This is a genomic window from Methanosarcina mangrovi (genome assembly GCF_052057765.1).
Classification (GTDB): Archaea; Halobacteriota; Methanosarcinia; order Methanosarcinales; family Methanosarcinaceae; genus Methanosarcina.
The window spans coordinates 1,931,659-1,948,608 of the sequence record NZ_CP195120.1 but is presented as its reverse complement, the minus strand read 5'-3'; the positions used below and the strand labels follow the sequence as shown (position 1 = coordinate 1,948,608).

The window sequence follows — 16,950 nt, the reverse complement described above, 5'->3', positions numbered from 1 at the left end:
TGGTAGAACTTAACATTACAGGAGAAAAGGGAGAATATTATACTTAAGGGTTGTCGTGGGTTTTTCTGCCAATTCAACCCCGGATCGTGAGGCATACAATCAAAAAAACAGTTGCAGAAGAACTATTAATAAACATACCCATACAAGCCGAATGTGTCTTTTTTTCAAGTTTCATGTATTCTCTTCAGTTTCATGTATCTTCTTCAGTTTCATGTATCCTCTTCGAATTGTACGGGTAAAAACCACTTTCCACAGATGTACACAAAAATGCCACCTATTTTCTCAATAGGACAGTAATTTAAAAGCTCATCTTGCTTTTAACGAATAATATTGGGCAAATAGGCAAATAAATTATACATTTATGTACATCTGCAGAATCTAGGTTTAACGGCTTAATGATGCTATTTTTCAGTTCAAGTGTGTAAGTCCCGTCCCAAATGCAGAATCATATTTAATTTTATGACATGCTCTTAGATTTCTCAATTCTGGACATTTCAAGCATACTGGTACCTGGATCAGTCCACATGTATGAAACCAGGATTTTGTGCAGGCTTGTCTCCACTGATAAAGATTCCCATATGAATCATATTTGTTTTTTTATCAGCTGTAGGAGATGCATAACTGAAAGTATGCCAGCGTTCTATGAACTCATCATGTGGAATATACCCTCTGTTGCCAAGTATCCATGGGTCTTCAAAGTACACATTTTTGCTGTCTATGCCTATGACTACCATGTAGTGACTGCTCGCATTCATTTCCCAGGATTGATCCGCATTCTTCCAGGCCTGAAGTCTAACTATTACTGGAACGCCCTTATTAATGGAGTCTCTCAAATCGTCCAGTGTCAGGTTCTCCCTAATCTCGGCTCTGAACCCCATTTTTTCTGCCCCTTCTACGATGCCGCTGGGGGTGGTGCCCTTGCGGTCGGTCTCTCCGAGAGTAGTATTGACGAGCTCAATAAACTGGCCTTCTCCCATATCTTTACCGCCCCAATAGCTTACCACAGCCTGAAAGCATGAAGCTCCACACGAGTAGTTGGTGGATTGGCGCACATCAGGCACCTGCAACAACATAGTTGTGCCATTCTCAGGAACTACACATTTAACTTTGATCTCACTGGCGCCTGCAGGCATTCCTATAGCTATTAATATTGCCAAACCAGCAACGCTTAGAAAAAATGCTGCTTTTCTTATATTCAAACTCTTATTATCTATTTTCATAGACGTATCCCCACAAAATTCAAATTAGGAGAAGAGACCAGGTTTTTGTTAGAGAGTATAAAGCAGGCCTCTTCAATTAAAGAGTCGTAGCTAAATAGCTTAAGCGACTATTTGCGTTTTGAATCAAAGTTGCGCTGGCGCACCCTTCTGCAAGCTGCAGGGTGTGTTCTCGCCTCCGCTCCAAATTTCGTTATAGTAGACAATAACCCTGAATAATTCAGTTTGAGCAGAAATTAACAGCCCAAAAATGGAATTGATACATCATATTATCATTAACGGTTACTGGGGGAGTTTTCCATCCCCGCAGCAAGCTAGCGGGGTATTCGACTGAGATAAGATACAATATTATAATATTATAATTATAATTGTGAGAAACAAGATTTAGAAACAAAGTAGCTGATTAGATGCACAAGGCAATAAAAAAGCGATAAAACCCGTCAAAGAAACAAAAAGTTCATCCTTTTAATCTTGAGTTAAATGAGAGTTAATTTTTTAGTTGGTTTTGAGAGTTTTTTACTCGTATAAATCAAACCTACCCTGACAACTACTATAAGGGACAGACTCTAAGACGCGGTCTTAAAATTCAAATCATTTCTACAAATGGATGATAAGTACTTTGACGTTAACTTTTAGGATATCACTTTATCCTATAGAGCTGTGAGTTTAATTCACAAAATCAAACCCATTAGACATCATGATTTAAATCCGCTTTATAGGCAGTTAACAATTTAATACTGTAATTTTTTAGTAAATATTATAGAATTATTCACAAACTATCTCTTTCAGGTGAATAGTATGGGAAGCCAGAAACTCATCCAGGACCCCCAGCAAATCGAAGCCATCCTTTCGACCGCCAGATTCCTCCGACTCGCCCTTTCCGATGCCGAAACCCCGTACATCGTCCCCATGTCCTTCGGCTATAAGGAAAACGCCATCTATCTCCACAGCTCCCAAAAAGGCAGGAAAATCGAGATCCTTAAAAAGAACCCCAGGGTCTGTTTTGAAGCCGCCGCCGAAACCGAACTTATCACTGCTGACGACCCCTGCAATTATAACGTCCGCTACAGGAGCGTTATCGGGTTCGGGCAGGCAAAGTTTCTGGAAGCTTACAATGAAAAGGTCGAGGGGCTTACCGTGCTATCCGAGCATTACGGAAAAAAGGGACCATTTGAGTTTGAGGAATGGAAGGTTGACAGGTTGTGTGTGATCAAAATTGAGATTGAGAAGATGACCGGGAAAGAAAGCGGTTTTTAATCTGCTAATTCCTTTACCCAAAAACCGATTTTTAATTTACAAAGTAACAGTCAGCGCCTCTGCCAGCTTGTCTGGCGGCCCTGCGAAAAAAGAAAGAAAATTAGACTAAAGAAGAAACTTGAAAATAAGTGTTTTTCAGAGAGTTTTAATTCAATTCGCATCCTGACAGGGTATTTGGCTTTTTCACTTTTTGGCTTTGCGTATTCACTTTTTGGCCTTGCTTCTTTCTTTTTACTTTGAAAGCCGCTCTCCTGCGTCGAGCGTGGCAAGAACGACACTATAAAGGAGAGGTTGGAGATGTGGGAAGGGTGAGGAATATATTGAATTGATACCTGTGGAATAAGACAATATTTGAGGGGTAGAATCACCCCACTCTCCCCCTGTTCTTGTCACCATCAGGCTATATATTGGCTCGTACCTATGTGCTCCTGGGTTGGCTTTATCTATGATCTCTGTGTAAACTCAACGACCTGAACCCCACAATAAAGGAAGATAATAAAAATATACAAAAGTGTACATGCCGGCAAGAAACCTAAACCTATTTCATGAAGAAAAACTAAAAGCACATTTGGTGTAAGTGTATCTCAAATAGATGTTTCAGATGGAGATCTTATTGTTTTTATTGGTGGTATCATTGCAGGAATTAGTTCAGGTCTTTTAACAAATTTATGGGTCACAAGTAAAGGAAATCAAGGCACAGCTCAGTAGTACTTTATTGACAAATTATGAAAGATAGGAGTGAGTAAAATGAGTGATTACGAATTAACCGACATTGAAAAAAAAGACCTGGATAATTGGATAATGTTAAATATACTCCCGCAAAAAACACCAAATAAAAATTACACTAGTTATGCACTTAAAATTCTTTTTGAACAAGCACCAGATGGTTTCTTTATCACAAATAAGCAGTTTAAAGAAGCGATGGTCAGATGTAATTTCTTACCTGTAAATAAAAATAAATTAAATTGGGAATTCCGAATTTCCCTAAAATCTCCAGGGTTGAAATAATCTAAATGAGGTTATAAACCTAACTTGACATTGTCAAAAAGTTATTGTTTTTATCATTTCACAGGCATTTTCAGCAAAACCCTCTTTTTTAGGTGAAACAATAGGAAGCCGGAAACTCATTCAGGACCCGCAGAAAATCAAAGAAATTCCTTCAACTGCAAAATTCCTCCTCCTTGCCCCTTCCAATGCCGAAACCCCGTACATCGTCCCCATGTCCTTCGGCTATAAAGAAAGCGCTATCTATCTCCGCAGCTCCCAAAAATGGGAGGAAAATCGAGATCCTTAAAAAGAACCCCATGGTCTGTTTCGAAGCTGCCATCGAAACCGAACTTATCACCGCTGACGATCCCTGCAATTATAACGTCCGTTACCGGAGCGTTATCGGATACGGTAAGGCAAAGTTTCTGTAGGATTACAATGGAAAAGTCGAGGGGCTTGCCGTTCTTTCCGAGCATTACGGAAAAAGGGGCTATTTGAGTTTGAGGAGTGGAAGGTTAACAGGCTGTGTGTGATTAGGATTGAAATAGAGAAAATGACCGGGAAAGAAAGCGGATTTTGATCTATATCGTTAATTATAAGATTAAAAAAACGGGAGCTAGCTATTTACTGTAAAGTACTGTAAACGCTATAATTTTACAGTAAGCTCAATTACTGAAATTACCGTTAAATATTTACCTTTACAGTACTTTACAGTAAATATGGATATTGAAAAACTCCTTTCCCTGATTCAAGAAGGAGAGTCTGAAAAGGTAGAGTTTAAGCAGAAACCCACAAATACACTTAGTAAAGAGCTTACCGCCTTTGCAAATGCCAGCGGCGGGTATCTATTCATAGGAGTTGACGATAATGGAAAAATTGTGGGTACAGATATAAAAACGGCCCAGGAAGCCGTATCTGCTGCTGCTCAAAACATAATCCCTCCATTGAAGTTGAAAACACAAAAGTTTTCAATTGACGGTAGAGACATTCTTGCTGTAGAAGTTAAGAAAGGAGATACGCTTTCTTCCGTGGGAGGCATAGTATATATCCGTATAGGATGCAGTTCGAGACCTCTTTCTATTCAGGAAATAGTGATGCTTTCCAGTGAACTTGGAACCCTTAACTGGGATGAAGTGCCATTACTCCCCTTTGAGATTGCAAAAAGCGAATTTCTGGACTGGTTTTTTACGGAAATCACTAAAAGCAGGGGTAAAAGTATAGCTGATGAAGATCGGAACCGATACCTGAGAAGTGCAGGAGCCTTAAAAAATAGCATGCTGACAAATGCAGGCACACTATTTTTCACAGATGTTAAAGAGTTTATCCCTCATGCAAGAATAAGAATGATAGGCATGGAAAAAGACCAGCCGATATGGAGTAAGGAATACGAAGGTCCTATGTGGAAATGTATCGAATCCGCTTACGAAGACCTTTTGCGTGAGGTTAAAAAAATCGAATTCCTAATGGGGACAAGAAGAGTTAAAATGGAAGAATATCCACCAAGGGCTCTTCGGGAAGCGATCATAAACGCTGTTTCTCACCGGAATTACGTTATCAATGCAGATGTTCGAATTTTTCTCTATCCCGATCGAATTGAGATTAAAAATCCCGGCGGTTTGCTCCCCGGTGTAGATCTCGAAGATCCCGATCATGTCCCTCGAAACCCTGCAATCTATAATCTCCTCTATGATACCGGTTTTATAGAAAGGTACGGCTACGGGATCCAGCTTATCAAAAAGGAAACAGAAAAGAATCCCCTCTGCTCCGTAACTTTCAAAACCGATCCCAACCGCTTTACAGTGATCTTCAAGAAGACTCTCTCAATGATCCTTGATGATTATGATAAAAAGATCCTGCAATCCGCCGTATCTCCCCTTAAAAGCAGTGAAATTGCCGAAATTACAGGCATTTCCAAACCTACAGTTCTCCAGCACCTTAAGAAACTCGAACAACTGGAACTTATCAGAAGAATAGGGTCAAGTTCACAGACGAAGTATGAAGTGGTCAGATGAATTTAGAGCGGCTGGAATTGTGGAGAACTGTGATGAGAAAGTAGACCAGCCTACAATAATTCCAGAATCACAACCCCACGACCGGCAACCCCGCAGGCGTAAGCGCATCGAGCACCAGATGGGAAGCATACCCAGTCCCTGAAAAAAAGAGCACGATAGTAACTTCATCTGCCGGAACTGCGGTTAGAAGACTTAAATAGGTCTGGTTAAGATATAGCAGCAAAAGTGCCAGGCAAAGCAGTGAATGGAAAAACTTTCGATGGCGTCGATTTCTGGGAGGCTCGATCAGGTCAGGCAACACGGCTCCAAGGGCTGAGGACACTAAAGCTATTGGAAGAAGCGCTGGGCTGAGAACAAGTCCTTTCGGAACCAGATACCAGATCAGGACAAAGGAAATTAAAACTCCTGCGGTTATGTGCGTTTTTCGACCTGTCACAATATTCCCCCTTGCTTTCAGAAAAATCTTCTTTTTATTTTCACTTTCTTTTTTATTTTTTTTTGTATTTCTATTTTCTGGTACACTTGGGCCATAATTTTACATTTCATCATTTCTACATTGAACATGAGAGGACAGTAGGGAGGATAGTAGGAGAATAACTGGAGATAGTAGAGGAAAGTAAGGATTATAGGAGAATCATTGGCGGAAATCTGCTGCACATCACCCGATTCTGGACACAAGCGCATAAGCAAAACCACTTAAAACCAGCCTGATCGAAGAAAACACAACCGAAACCATCGCAAACGCCAGCAGGTAAACGTTTAAGGTAAGAATTCCGTTAAAAAAACCGGAAAGATCAGCATTTAGAAGCAGGGCAAATGCATTGACCAACAAAATGAAGGAGAAAATTGTAATAAGTCCCCTTGCTGTTCCTTTGAGGTCTTCTTTACTCAGGGCTATGTGGGAAGAAATCGCGATTGCAAGGGCCAAATAGACCCAGAAACCGGTTGAAGCCAGGTTTTCTGCCGAGAAAAGGCTTTTAAAAAGCTGAGCTGTCAGTGAAAAGATACTCACCAGTGTCTGAGAGTCGGGCTGGCCGGCATCAAGAGCCAGGTAGTTTGAAAAGGTGGAAAAAGAATCAGGCAGGAAGAGGGACATCCCAAGGATCAGGAAAAGCGTTCCGCTGAATATGGGGCCCATGCCTATGAAAAAGTTCCCTATGTTCTGGTAGAGGCTTTTCTGGTTCCAGCTGTGATTGACGTAGCCAAGGACTCCGTCCCGAGGCCTGAGAGTAAAGAGTTTGAATTCGTTTACTTTGTGCTTGAAGAGATAACACATGAGCAGGTGGCCGGCTTCGTGGACCGGGGTGCCTATCCAGGCTGTCGCCATGATCCCTTTAGTGCCGAAGACGCTCTGGACATAAAAATTAGCCTGATGTTCAAGTACTCCGAGGATCATGCCCGTAAGGATCAGAGCGCCTGTAACGCAGAGGGTTTCGAATAGACTTAACCGAAAAATAGTGAGAAGTGTATCTTCCATTTTTAACCCCTGACGCAAACTTATGCTTAAAGTCTTTTAACCTTTTGTATCCGAACAGCCTCTGCAACTATAAACATTTTAAGTTTCTTCCTTCTTCCTTCTTCCTTCTTCCTTCTTCCTTCTTCCTTCTGTTAAATTGATACACATTCATTGGTTAATCTTTTCTTCGCAGAGCTCTTTTCCCTGTTTTGCAGCTTCGATTCCGGGGCTTAGTTTAAGGGCTCTCACATAGCACTTGAAAGCCTCTTTATATTCTGAAAATTCACAGAGCAGGGCTCCTCCGCACAGGAGGGAGTTCAGGTGGTCAGGGTCGCTTTCCAGAGCCATTTTGTAGGAACTCAGGGCTTTTTCTTTTTCTCCCAGTTCCATAAACACATTGCCTTTCCAGTGCCAGGTCTCAGCATTATCAGGTCTCATGATGGGAGCTTTGTTTCGGGAGAAAAAGCTGAACCTGGGAAGTTTGCATGCCCAGTCCGAAGCCTGTTTGGGTTCGGCTTCAAGGGCTTTGTCAAAGGTTTCCAGGGCTTTTTCCGGAAGCCCCATCCTGAAATAGACAACCCCTTTGTTGGTCATGATTTTGGGAGATTCGGGGTCCAGGGAAAGGGCTTTATCAAAGGCTTCGAGTGCCTCTCCATTCCTGCCCATTGCCGAAAGCACAAAACCCCGGTTGGACCACTCTGTGGGGCTTTCGGGGTTCAGCTCCAGGGCTTTGTCAACGACTTCCAGGGCTTCTTCGTACTTTCCGAGCTTGAAAAGAGCCATCCCGCAGCAGGACTCTGCTTCAAAGACCTTTCCCAGGAAGATGTTTCCACTCTCCTCTTTCCCATTTTCTAAAAGGAGGTCTGCCATTTCTTTCCAGGTCTCGGCGGCTTCCCCGTAAGCCTGCAGGGCTTCCTCATATTTTCCCATCTCGAAAAAGACCCTGCCTTTGCCGGTACTCTCCTCTGCGGCTTTTTCAAGGGTTTTGAGCGTTCTTGCCATTTTTGCCATTTTTGCCATTTTTTTGCCTCATATCCACGAATATAGATATTGCCGGTGTTACCGGAATTGTCGGTATTGCCATATTGCCGGAATTAACGGTATTACCGGAATCAATGTAACTATCAGAATTTGTATCCGGATTTAAAACCAGTTTAGTAAACCTGTTAATTATCCAGATAAAAATCTGGAGTTTTATAATATATAGTGTTCTGCGATCTAATAAGGTTCATTGGTCCTGACTTTAATTTCCAGCCCTGGTTCTACAAAATATGGAGCTCATTTTCAGGCTCAGGAGGAATACTGCCATATTGCTTGAAATATTATTTGAAACGGTCCTGGTTTTTGTGAAAGGGTTTAATGCTGATTCAAATCTGGTAGTTTCTTCCTCGTATAGATAACAGGGGGGTCCTCACCGTCCGCAAAGCGGGTGGCCTTTTCCGAAATTGCTGAAAAAGAGAGCTTGCAGAATGAATTGCCATTGTCAGTTTTTACTTTTATTCGAACACTTCACATCAATATTTTGACTTTACATTTAATTCCCGATTTTTACATTTAATTCCCGACTTTATCTCTAATTTTTATATTTTCGAAATATCTTGAATTGGTTGAGGACTTCTATATAGCCCGTTTCCCGAACTTATTTAACCCCCGATTCCCGATACAAAAAGGGTAATAAGATGAATGAGGTTAAAATTCTAGGAGTGAGCGGAACCCCCCGGAAAAATGGGAATACTGACGTGCTGCTTGAGAGCTTTTTGAAAGGGGCGGAATCGGCAGGAGCTAAAACCGGAAAAGTCCTTTTAAGGAATTATTCGATCGAGCCCTGTATCGGCTGCGAAAGGTGTCGGAAAACCGGGACCTGCGCCAGGTTCCATGATGGAATGAGCCTGCTTTATCCCGAGATCGAGGCTGCAAAAGGGCTTATCCTCGGTTCTCCCACCTACAACTACAATGTAACTGCCCCGATGAAGGCCTTCATAGACCGGCTCTACCCTTACTACAATTTCACAAACGACCGCCCCAGGCGGTATTCGAGCAGACTTGCCGGGCAGGGGAGAAAAGCGATTGTTTTTTCGGTCTGCAAGCAGCTGGAAATCGAAGAAATGGGTTTTACACTCGGAGCGCTCGGGATGCCTCTCGAAGCCCTGGGTTATGAGGTAGTGGAAAAGTTCCCGGTGACAGGGTATTTTGATAGGGGAGCGGTTTCCGGAGATGAAGAACTTCTAAGAAAAACATTTGAGGCAGGCAAAAAAATGGCGGAAATTCTTCGTTGAGCCAGAAAGGAGAATTCATCTTCGTCCGCAAAACTCGTTCCTCGCCTCCACAAGGGCTTTCAAATTCCTGAGTGGGGTTTCAGGCGCAATACCGCAGCCTGGAGCAAGAATATCCACTCCGCTTTCGAGGCAGGTGAAAGCCTCCTTTTTCACATCTGCAGGGCTGCCCCTGAAAAGGGTCCTGGATGTAGAAACACTTCCGATTACAGCAACCCCGGATTCGTGAGCTGTTTCGACTGCGGTTTTCAGGTTCTTTACACCTTCTTCCAGACTGAGCCCGTCAAACCCGCATTCTGCCATGTCCGCAATAATCGGATCGGCAGCCCCGCAGATGTGGAGCACGCTTTTGCCTCCACCTCCCCCGAGGGATTTCGGAATCCTTGTCATGCCGGGTTTTATCAGAGCCCTGAAGGCTTCCGGAGAAATCATGTCCGGGGAAGAGACCGCATCTGCAATAACAATAATGTCAGCCCCACTTTTCAGGCATTCCTTAGCATACATTATGCAGGCATCGGTACAGAGATCGATCAACCTTGTTACAATGTGCGGTCTTTTGATCGTCCATTTGAGGAAGCGGGTAGCTCCGCAGAGATAGGTCGCAAGGTCAGCCGGGCCTTCCATGCCAACAATGAGAGGGAGATTCGAGCCGGCTTTTTCCCTGAGAATTTCCGTGGCTTTCAGGACAGCAGGGACCCGGCCTCTTTCAAGAAGATCCTCGGGCAGTTCCGGAATTACGGAGGAACTTTCAAGAGGACCGCTGAGCACAGCCGGAGTCCTTGCTTTCGTGCCCGGATCAACAGCACAACCGAGGGCTTCTCCGAGCACCACCATGTCAAAGGGGTACCTGAGGGTTTCAAAAGAGGCATTTACATACTGGGAAAAAGCAAGCAGTGCCATTTTTTCAGGCTGGCTGTCAGCTTCGGGTCTGGCTGCTCCGCACAGGTCCATAAGTTCGAGTACCGGCGCGGTTGTGAAAGTACCGACCGGTATCTGAGCGGGAGCTTTTCCTTCGAGGGTTCTGAGGATTTCTGTCCTGAAGTTCGGTTTTTCCATAAAATTGACCCCTAATTTTTTCTGCTTTTGCTTGAGCTATTAGCTGTACTACTATTATACTGCACTACTGTACTACTGTATCATATTAAGTGGTTATACCTATTTACAGATGCATCCGGTAATCAGGTTACAACTCCTGTACCTGATACTTAACCAGAGCAACCTGTGGAAACTCCCGCAAATAATACATCATCTCATTCTGTAAAAAGGAGCCCGCTGAGTTCCGAAGTCCCGTATATATCATAGGCTTTAATCCCTACACCTGAGCAACCTGTAGAGACACCCGCTGAACCCACATATCCTCCACGGGGTCTCCAATGTTTTCCTTTGAAAAACCTTCATATTTCTACGTGGCTCGTTTCGATCCAACCTTTATTTCTGAAAATAATTCATCAAAGAGAACTAATGAAAGTGAAAATATTTTAAATTTTATTAAAGGAAGTTAATATTAATATTCACAACCGATTATATTATAATAAAAGGGGGAAAAATGAGAAATAGAACAATTTTTTTAATAATTTTAGTTTTAATAATATCTATTTCAGCTACTGCATCAGCAAGGGAAATTACAGTAGATGATGATTCTGAAGCTGATTTCAGATCAATTCAGGAAGCTGTGAATAATTCTCTAACAGGGGATATAATAATCGTCAAGCCTGGAACTTATACTGAAAACGTTCTTGTTAATGTAAAAGGTCTAACTATCAGGTCAGAATCAAATAATAGCGATGTGCAGGTAAAACCGCTGAATGAAAGTGTAAGTACCTTTCTGATAACAGCTGATACTATAACGATCATGGGTTTAAATATAACAGGAGCCAGTAAGAATCATGGTAAAAATGCGATCTTTGTTTATAGCGATATGAATGATGTGACAGGTAATACCATTGAAAACGGTTCTATCGTTCTGGGATCCCATGTGCCAGACAATTTAACAATCATCTTTCATGGTGATGTGAATAATGTGACAGGTAATACCATTGAAAACGGTTCTATTTTTCTGGGATCCGAGCTTTCAGGCAATTTAATAGCCGAAAATAAAATTTCTAACGGCGAAGGTATACATATTTCCTGCTGTGGAAGAAATAATACAGTATCAGGTAATACGATCTCAAATTGTTCCACTGGCATCTATGCATATGATCAAGCAGTAGAGATTCGTAATAACAGGATTGCTAACTGCAATTATGGGATTAGGCTTTCGCTTGTAAGTTCAGGAATTGACAATAATACAATATTAAACTGTGATGTAGGGATTCATTTAGGTGATGGCTGTCTTGGCGCTGAAATAATTAACAACACGATAATGTCCAGTGCAGAATGCGGGATTGTTGATCAGTACAACGAAGGCGGTAAACGGATCTACAATAATTATTTTAATAATACTGTAAACGTAAGGTTTGGAGCTGGCAGAGAGAATACCTGGAATAATTCACTTACTCGAGGTACTAATATTGCCGGTGGCCCTTACATTGGAGGCAACTTCTGGGCAAAGCCAGATGAGACCGGATTTTCCCAGATCTGCGTGGATTTGGATAAGAATGGGATCGGAGACCTGCCTTATAAAATCTATGAGGATCCTTATAACGTCCATGAAGACGAATTTGACTATTTACCTCTTGTATCTATGTCCAGTCTGCAAAATTCGGTTACTCCAACTGCTAACTTTACAGTTAGCGTCACTAATGGGCCTGCACCCCTTGTTGTCAAGTTTATAGACCTCTCGAAAAATGCAGTTGTGTGGAACTGGGACTTTGATAATGATGGGATCTCAGATTCCAGAAAACAAAATCCTGTATATGCGTACAGAACTCAAGGAAACTATACAGTTAATTTGACAGCTAGCAATGGAATCAATACCAGTTCCAAACTTGTTAACATAACTGTTGGAAAAAGGGTTTCATCCACGTGGCCATTTGTATACATTACGAGCGGTGCATTCTCTGTAATTGACACAACCACAGGAACAGTTATAACATCTGTGAAAGTGGGACGTGGGCCTAAAGGAGTTGCGGTCGTACCTAATGGAAAAACGGCATATGTAGCGAACTCTGGAAGCAATAATGTCTCTGTAATTGATACTTCAACAAACACCGTTACAGACACTGTGAAAGTAGGATATAATCCTTCTGAAGTTGCAGTCAGTCCTGATGGAAAAAAGGTATATGTGGTGAACGAAGACAGCAACACTACCTCTGTAATTGACACCGCAACAAATACTGTTACAGCCACAGTGCCTGTAGGAAATACTCCTATGGGAATTGCAGTCACACCTGATGGAAAAAAAGTATATGTGACGAACTATGGCAGTTTTTTTAGTCCTGGCAATACTACTGTTTCTGTAATTGACACAGCTGCAAATATCGTTACAGCCACTGTACCTGTAGGAACTCATCCTCGTGGAATTGCAGTCACTCTGGATGGAAAAAATGTATACGTGGCAAATAGCTATAACAGAACTGTCTCTGTAATTGATACAGCTACAAATACCGTTACAGCTACGGTGGATGTAGATAATTCTCCTCATGAACTTGTAGTCAATCCAACAGGAACAAAGGTATACGTGGCTGGCGGAAACGGCTTTGTCTCTGTAATCGATACATCTACAAGAAAAGTTGTAACTACAATGAATGTAGAAGGCAGTCCTGAAGAGATTGCAATCACACCTAATGGGAAGAAGGTATATGTGGTAACCAAGGGCATTTATGGAAACAATTATAGCAACAATATCTCTGTAATTGATACTTCAAGCGATACCATTTCAGCAACAGTGAATATCGAGGTTTCTCCTGGGGGACTTACAATTATCCCGGATCCAGAATCAGTATTTCCGGTAGCTAATTTCAGCAGCAATGTCAGTGAAGGTTTTGCACCTCTCTCAGTGCAGTTTACCGACAGTTCAGAAAACGCAGCAGGGTGGAACTGGGACTTTGGAGATGGAGCTGCTTCAAACGAACAGAATCCAGCTCACACTTATTTATCAGCAGGAAACTATGCTGTTAACCTGAAAGTAAGTTATGAGAACAATTTTGCCTTCAAAAATGCCCCGATAATCGTACTGGAGAGCAACTCTGACGAAGATCAATGCTCAAGTGGAGGAAGCAGCCACACTAGCTGTTGAGGCAGAGGGAGTGGGGATCTCCTAGCCTGCAGAAATGTTGAAGTAAAAGAACTTTCCCAGGTCTTTATTACAAATGGAAAAATTGTAAAGTTTGACTTCACGAACATATCCAATCGGTAGATCATATAGCCATTTTTTTACGATAAGGAGGAATCAGGTTTGAAATTTTACTGAACTTACTTCATTCTACCCTTATTGACCTTCTTCTTTTCTATTGCTTTGATTTTCAACATCTCTCATTATAGCCAGAACCATCATAACTCCACTGTTATGTTTTCCTTTGAAAAACCTTCATATTTCTATGTGGCTCGTTTCAATTCAACCTTTTTTCTGAAAATAATTAATCAAAAAGAACTAATGAAAGTTAAAACTTTTAATAATTACCAATAATATTAATATTAATATTCATAGAAGATTATATTAGAACTAAAGGGGGGAAAGAAATAAGGAATAGAACAATTTTTTTAAGAATTTTGCTTTTCATTTTTATAATATCTATTTCAGCTACTGCATCAGCAGGGGAAATTACAGTAGATGATGATTCTGGAGCTGATTTCAAATCAATTCAGGAAGCTGTGAATAATTCTGTTCCTGGGGACATGATAATCGTGAGGCCTGGAATTTATACTGAAAACGTTCGTGTTGATGTAACAGGGCTAATTATCAGATCAGAATCAAATAATAGCAATGCGCAGGTAAAACCGCTGAACGAAAGCAAAAGTACCTTTCTGATAGCAGCTAATAACACAACGATCAGTGGTTTAAGTATAACAGGAGCCGGTAAGATGGATCATAAAAATGCAATCTTTGCTTATGGCAAGATGAATAATATAACAGGTAATACCATTGAAAACGGTTCTGTTTTTCTGGGGTTCTACGTGCCAGAAAATTTAAAAATCTTCTTTTATGGCAATATGAATAATGTGACAGGTAATACTATTGAAAACGGTTCTATTATTCTGGGATCCCAGATATCAGGCAATTTAATAGCCGAAAATAAAATTTCTAACGGCGAAGAGGGTGTATCTATTTTCTGCTGTGGAGGAAATAATACAGTATCAGGTAATACGATCTCAAATTGTTCCACTGGCATCTCCGAATGGGATCAGGGAGCAGATATTCGTAATAACAGGATTACTGACTGCGATTGTGGGATTTGGCTTTCGATGTCAAGTTCAGGAATTGACAATAATACAATATTAAACTGTGATGTAGGGATTATTTTAAGTGACGCTTGTACTGTTGACATAATCAACAATACCATAACATCCTGTACAGAATGCGGGATTTTTAATAAGGGAAATGATGACCGTAGAAGAATCTACAATAATTATTTTAACAATAGTCTAAACGTAAAGTTTGGACCTGGCGACGGGGGAAATATCTGGAACAGTTCACTTGCTTCAGGCAGTAGCATTGCCGGTGGCCCTTACATTGGAGGCAACTTCTGGGCAAAGCCAGATGGGACCGGATTCTCCCAGATCTGCGTGGATCTGGATAAGAATGGGATTGGAGACCTGCCTTATAAAATCTATGAGGATCCCTATAACGTCTATGAAGGTGAATTTGACTATTTACCTCTTGTATCTATGTCCAGTCTGCAAAATTCAGTTACTCCAACTGCTAACTTTACAGCCAGTGTCACTAATGGGCCTGCGCCCCTTGTTGTCAAGTTTACAGATCTTTCGAAAAACGCAATCCTGTGGAACTGGGACTTTGATAATGATGGTATAGCAGATTCTACAGAACAAAATCCTGTATATGCGTACAGAACTCAAGGAAACTATACAGTTAATTTGACGGCTAGCAATGGACTTAATACTAATTCCAAATTTGTTAACATAACTGTTGGAAAAAGGGTTTCATCCACGTGGCCATTTGTATATATTACGAGCGGTGCATTCTCTGTAATTGACACAACCACAGGAACAGTTATAACATCTGTGAAAGTGGGACGTGGGCCTAAAGGAGTTGCAGTCGTACCTAATGGAAAAACGGCATATGTAGCGAACTCTGGAAGCAATAATGTCTCTGTAATTGATACTTCAACAAACACCGTTACAGACACTGTGAAAGTAGGATATAATCCTTCTGAAGTTGCAGTCAGTCTTGATGGAAAAAAGGTATATGTGGTGAACGAAGACAGCAACACTACCTCTGTAATTGACACCGCAACAAATACTGTTACAGCCACAGTACCTGTAGGAAACACTCCTATGGGAATTGCAGTAAGTCCAGATGGAACTAAGGTATATGTAACGAACTATGGTAATACTAACACCCCCGAATATACCGTTTCTGTAATTGATACAGCAACTAACATGGTTACATCTACGGTACATGCAGGCGAACGTCCTTGGGGAGTTGCAGTCACACCTGATGGAACAAAGGTGTATGTGACAACCTACTACTATGTCTCTGTAATTGATACAGCTACAAATACCGTTACAGCTACGGTGGATGTAAGAAAAAGACCTACTAAAGTTATAGTCAATCCAACAGGAACAAAAGTATATGTGGCTGGCGGAGATGGCTTTGTCTCTGTAATTGATACAGTTACAAGAAAAGTTATAACCAGATTGAATGTAGGAAAGTATCCTGAAGAAATTGCAGTCACACCTAATGGAGAAAAGGTATATGTGGTAACCAGGGGTGATTATGAAAACAATTATAGCAAAAATATCTCTGTAATTGACACCTCAAGCGATACTGTTTCAGCAACAGTAAATCTCGATGTTTCTCCCGGGGGACTTGCAATTATCCCGGATCCGGAATCAGTATTTCCGGTAGCTAATTTCAGCAGCAATGTCAGTGAAGGTTTTGCACCTCTCTCAGTGCAGTTTACCGACAGTTCAGAAAACGCAACAGGGTGGAACTGGGACTTTGGAGATGGAGCTGTTTCAAACGAACAGAATCCAGCTCACACTTATTTATCAGCAGGAAACTATACAGCTTGTCTGATAGTAAACAACCCAGATGGCACAGATTCAAGGTTTACTACAGTAACCGTGCTGGAAAGTAGTTTCGGTAATGATAGCGATTCCAGTGGAGGAAGCTACAGTAACGGTGGTTGAGGGGGATACCGACGACGATAACCGGCATTGCAAAAGAACGGCGAAATAAAAAATCGGTGGTTCTGTATTAATCAGTTGATATTATTCAGATATCTGAGACTAAGATCTTTTGTTTTTATTCAGATATCTGAAACTAAGATCTTTTGTTTTTATTCAGATATCTGAAACTAAGATCTTTTGTTTTTTGATTCTACTCTTTTCAGGACTGAACTTTTCTCTTCTCCAACTCAAAAAATGAACAGGCGATTTTATATCTTGAGGCGAATTTATATCTTGATTTGGGGGACCTCATAAAACTCACAGGTAAATATAAACGCCTCCGCCAGCTTGTCTGGCGGCCCTGCACAAAAGGAAAAAGAAGAAATGAATGAGAAGTGATACTGAAATTGATATCGTTTTAGCCTTTTGTCCTTCTTTTAAACTCACAAACGCCTTCAGCAGCTTTTAATTGCTAACCTGTTGTTTTCATCCTTCTATATCTTTTTTGTCTTTTTGGG

The 16,950-nt window shown here is 41.3% G+C and carries 12 protein-coding genes; 7 read left to right on the top strand and 5 right to left on the bottom strand.

Features of this window, described 5'->3' with window-relative positions:
• Positions 1–515: 515 nt before the first annotated feature.
• Positions 516–1,157 (bottom strand): C39 family peptidase, encoded by a 642-nt coding sequence (locus tag ACSAZL_RS08870; protein WP_440948320.1) that lies wholly within the window; start codon positions 1,155–1,157, stop codon positions 516–518.
• An 858-nt stretch (positions 1,158–2,015) separates the two neighbouring features.
• Between ACSAZL_RS08870 and ACSAZL_RS08865 the strand changes: the two genes are divergently transcribed.
• The 4 genes from ACSAZL_RS08865 (at position 2,016) to ACSAZL_RS08850 (ending at position 5,473) form a co-directional block, all read left to right on the top strand.
• A complete protein-coding gene (locus tag ACSAZL_RS08865) occupies positions 2,016–2,474 on the top strand; it encodes a pyridoxamine 5'-phosphate oxidase family protein (protein WP_440948319.1) in 459 nt (152 codons plus the stop codon).
• 747 nt (positions 2,475–3,221) lie between these two features.
• Positions 3,222–3,482: a hypothetical protein gene (locus tag ACSAZL_RS08860; RefSeq protein ID WP_440948318.1), complete on the top strand. Its 261-nt coding sequence runs from the start codon at positions 3,222–3,224 to the stop codon at positions 3,480–3,482.
• A 173-nt stretch (positions 3,483–3,655) separates the two neighbouring features.
• Positions 3,656–3,892 carry a hypothetical protein gene (locus ACSAZL_RS08855; protein ID WP_440948317.1) on the top strand — a complete coding sequence of 79 codons (237 nt, stop codon included), beginning with the start codon at positions 3,656–3,658 and terminating at the stop codon, positions 3,890–3,892.
• 288 nt (positions 3,893–4,180) lie between these two features.
• Entirely contained in the window at positions 4,181–5,473 is a 1,293-nt protein-coding gene (locus tag ACSAZL_RS08850) for an RNA-binding domain-containing protein (RefSeq protein ID WP_440948316.1), read from the top strand.
• 67 nt (positions 5,474–5,540) lie between these two features.
• Here ACSAZL_RS08850 and ACSAZL_RS08845 read toward each other — a convergent pair whose 3' ends face one another.
• From ACSAZL_RS08845 to ACSAZL_RS08835, 3 genes are all read right to left on the bottom strand, one after another.
• Complete coding sequence (locus tag ACSAZL_RS08845) at positions 5,541–5,909, bottom strand: metal-dependent hydrolase (protein ID WP_440948315.1); 369 nt, start codon at positions 5,907–5,909, stop codon at positions 5,541–5,543.
• A 222-nt stretch (positions 5,910–6,131) separates the two neighbouring features.
• Positions 6,132–6,950, bottom strand: coding sequence for a hypothetical protein (locus ACSAZL_RS08840; protein WP_440948314.1), 819 nt, complete (start codon positions 6,948–6,950; stop codon positions 6,132–6,134).
• 147 nt (positions 6,951–7,097) lie between these two features.
• Complete coding sequence (locus ACSAZL_RS08835; RefSeq protein WP_440948313.1) at positions 7,098–7,949, bottom strand: tetratricopeptide repeat protein; 852 nt, start codon at positions 7,947–7,949, stop codon at positions 7,098–7,100.
• Between the two features lie 659 nt (positions 7,950–8,608).
• Between ACSAZL_RS08835 and ACSAZL_RS08830 the strand changes: the two genes are divergently transcribed.
• Entirely contained in the window at positions 8,609–9,205 is a 597-nt protein-coding gene (locus ACSAZL_RS08830; RefSeq protein WP_440948312.1) for a flavodoxin family protein, read from the top strand.
• 15 nt (positions 9,206–9,220) lie between these two features.
• On the opposite strand, the gene mtaA is transcribed toward ACSAZL_RS08830, so the two are convergent.
• Complete coding sequence (mtaA, locus tag ACSAZL_RS08825; RefSeq protein ID WP_440948311.1) at positions 9,221–10,258, bottom strand: methylcobamide:CoM methyltransferase MtaA; 1,038 nt, start codon at positions 10,256–10,258, stop codon at positions 9,221–9,223.
• A 490-nt stretch (positions 10,259–10,748) separates the two neighbouring features.
• On the opposite strand from mtaA, the gene ACSAZL_RS08820 reads away from it, so the two are divergent.
• Positions 10,749–13,379 (top strand): NosD domain-containing protein, encoded by a 2,631-nt coding sequence (locus ACSAZL_RS08820; RefSeq protein WP_440948310.1) that lies wholly within the window; start codon positions 10,749–10,751, stop codon positions 13,377–13,379.
• A 443-nt stretch (positions 13,380–13,822) separates the two neighbouring features.
• Positions 13,823–16,453: a NosD domain-containing protein gene (locus tag ACSAZL_RS08815; protein ID WP_440948820.1), complete on the top strand. Its 2,631-nt coding sequence runs from the start codon at positions 13,823–13,825 to the stop codon at positions 16,451–16,453.
• Positions 16,454–16,950 lie beyond the last annotated feature (497 nt).

Excerpts from the sequence above, each read along its gene's own strand:
- ACSAZL_RS08865 (WP_440948319.1), top strand. The coding sequence starts at position 2,016 with ATGGGAAGCCAGAAACTCATCCAGGACCCCCAGCAAATCGAAGCCATC.
- ACSAZL_RS08860 (WP_440948318.1), top strand. The coding sequence starts at position 3,222 with ATGAGTGATTACGAATTAACCGACATTGAAAAAAAAGACCTGGATAAT.
- ACSAZL_RS08850 (WP_440948316.1), top strand. The coding sequence starts at position 4,181 with ATGGATATTGAAAAACTCCTTTCCCTGATTCAAGAAGGAGAGTCTGAA.
- ACSAZL_RS08840 (WP_440948314.1), bottom strand. The coding sequence starts at position 6,950 with ATGGAAGATACACTTCTCACTATTTTTCGGTTAAGTCTATTCGAAACC.
- ACSAZL_RS08835 (WP_440948313.1), bottom strand. The coding sequence starts at position 7,949 with ATGGCAAAAATGGCAAAAATGGCAAGAACGCTCAAAACCCTTGAAAAA.
- ACSAZL_RS08830 (WP_440948312.1), top strand. The coding sequence starts at position 8,609 with ATGAATGAGGTTAAAATTCTAGGAGTGAGCGGAACCCCCCGGAAAAAT.
- mtaA (WP_440948311.1), bottom strand. The coding sequence starts at position 10,258 with ATGGAAAAACCGAACTTCAGGACAGAAATCCTCAGAACCCTCGAAGGA.
- ACSAZL_RS08820 (WP_440948310.1), top strand. The coding sequence starts at position 10,749 with ATGAGAAATAGAACAATTTTTTTAATAATTTTAGTTTTAATAATATCT.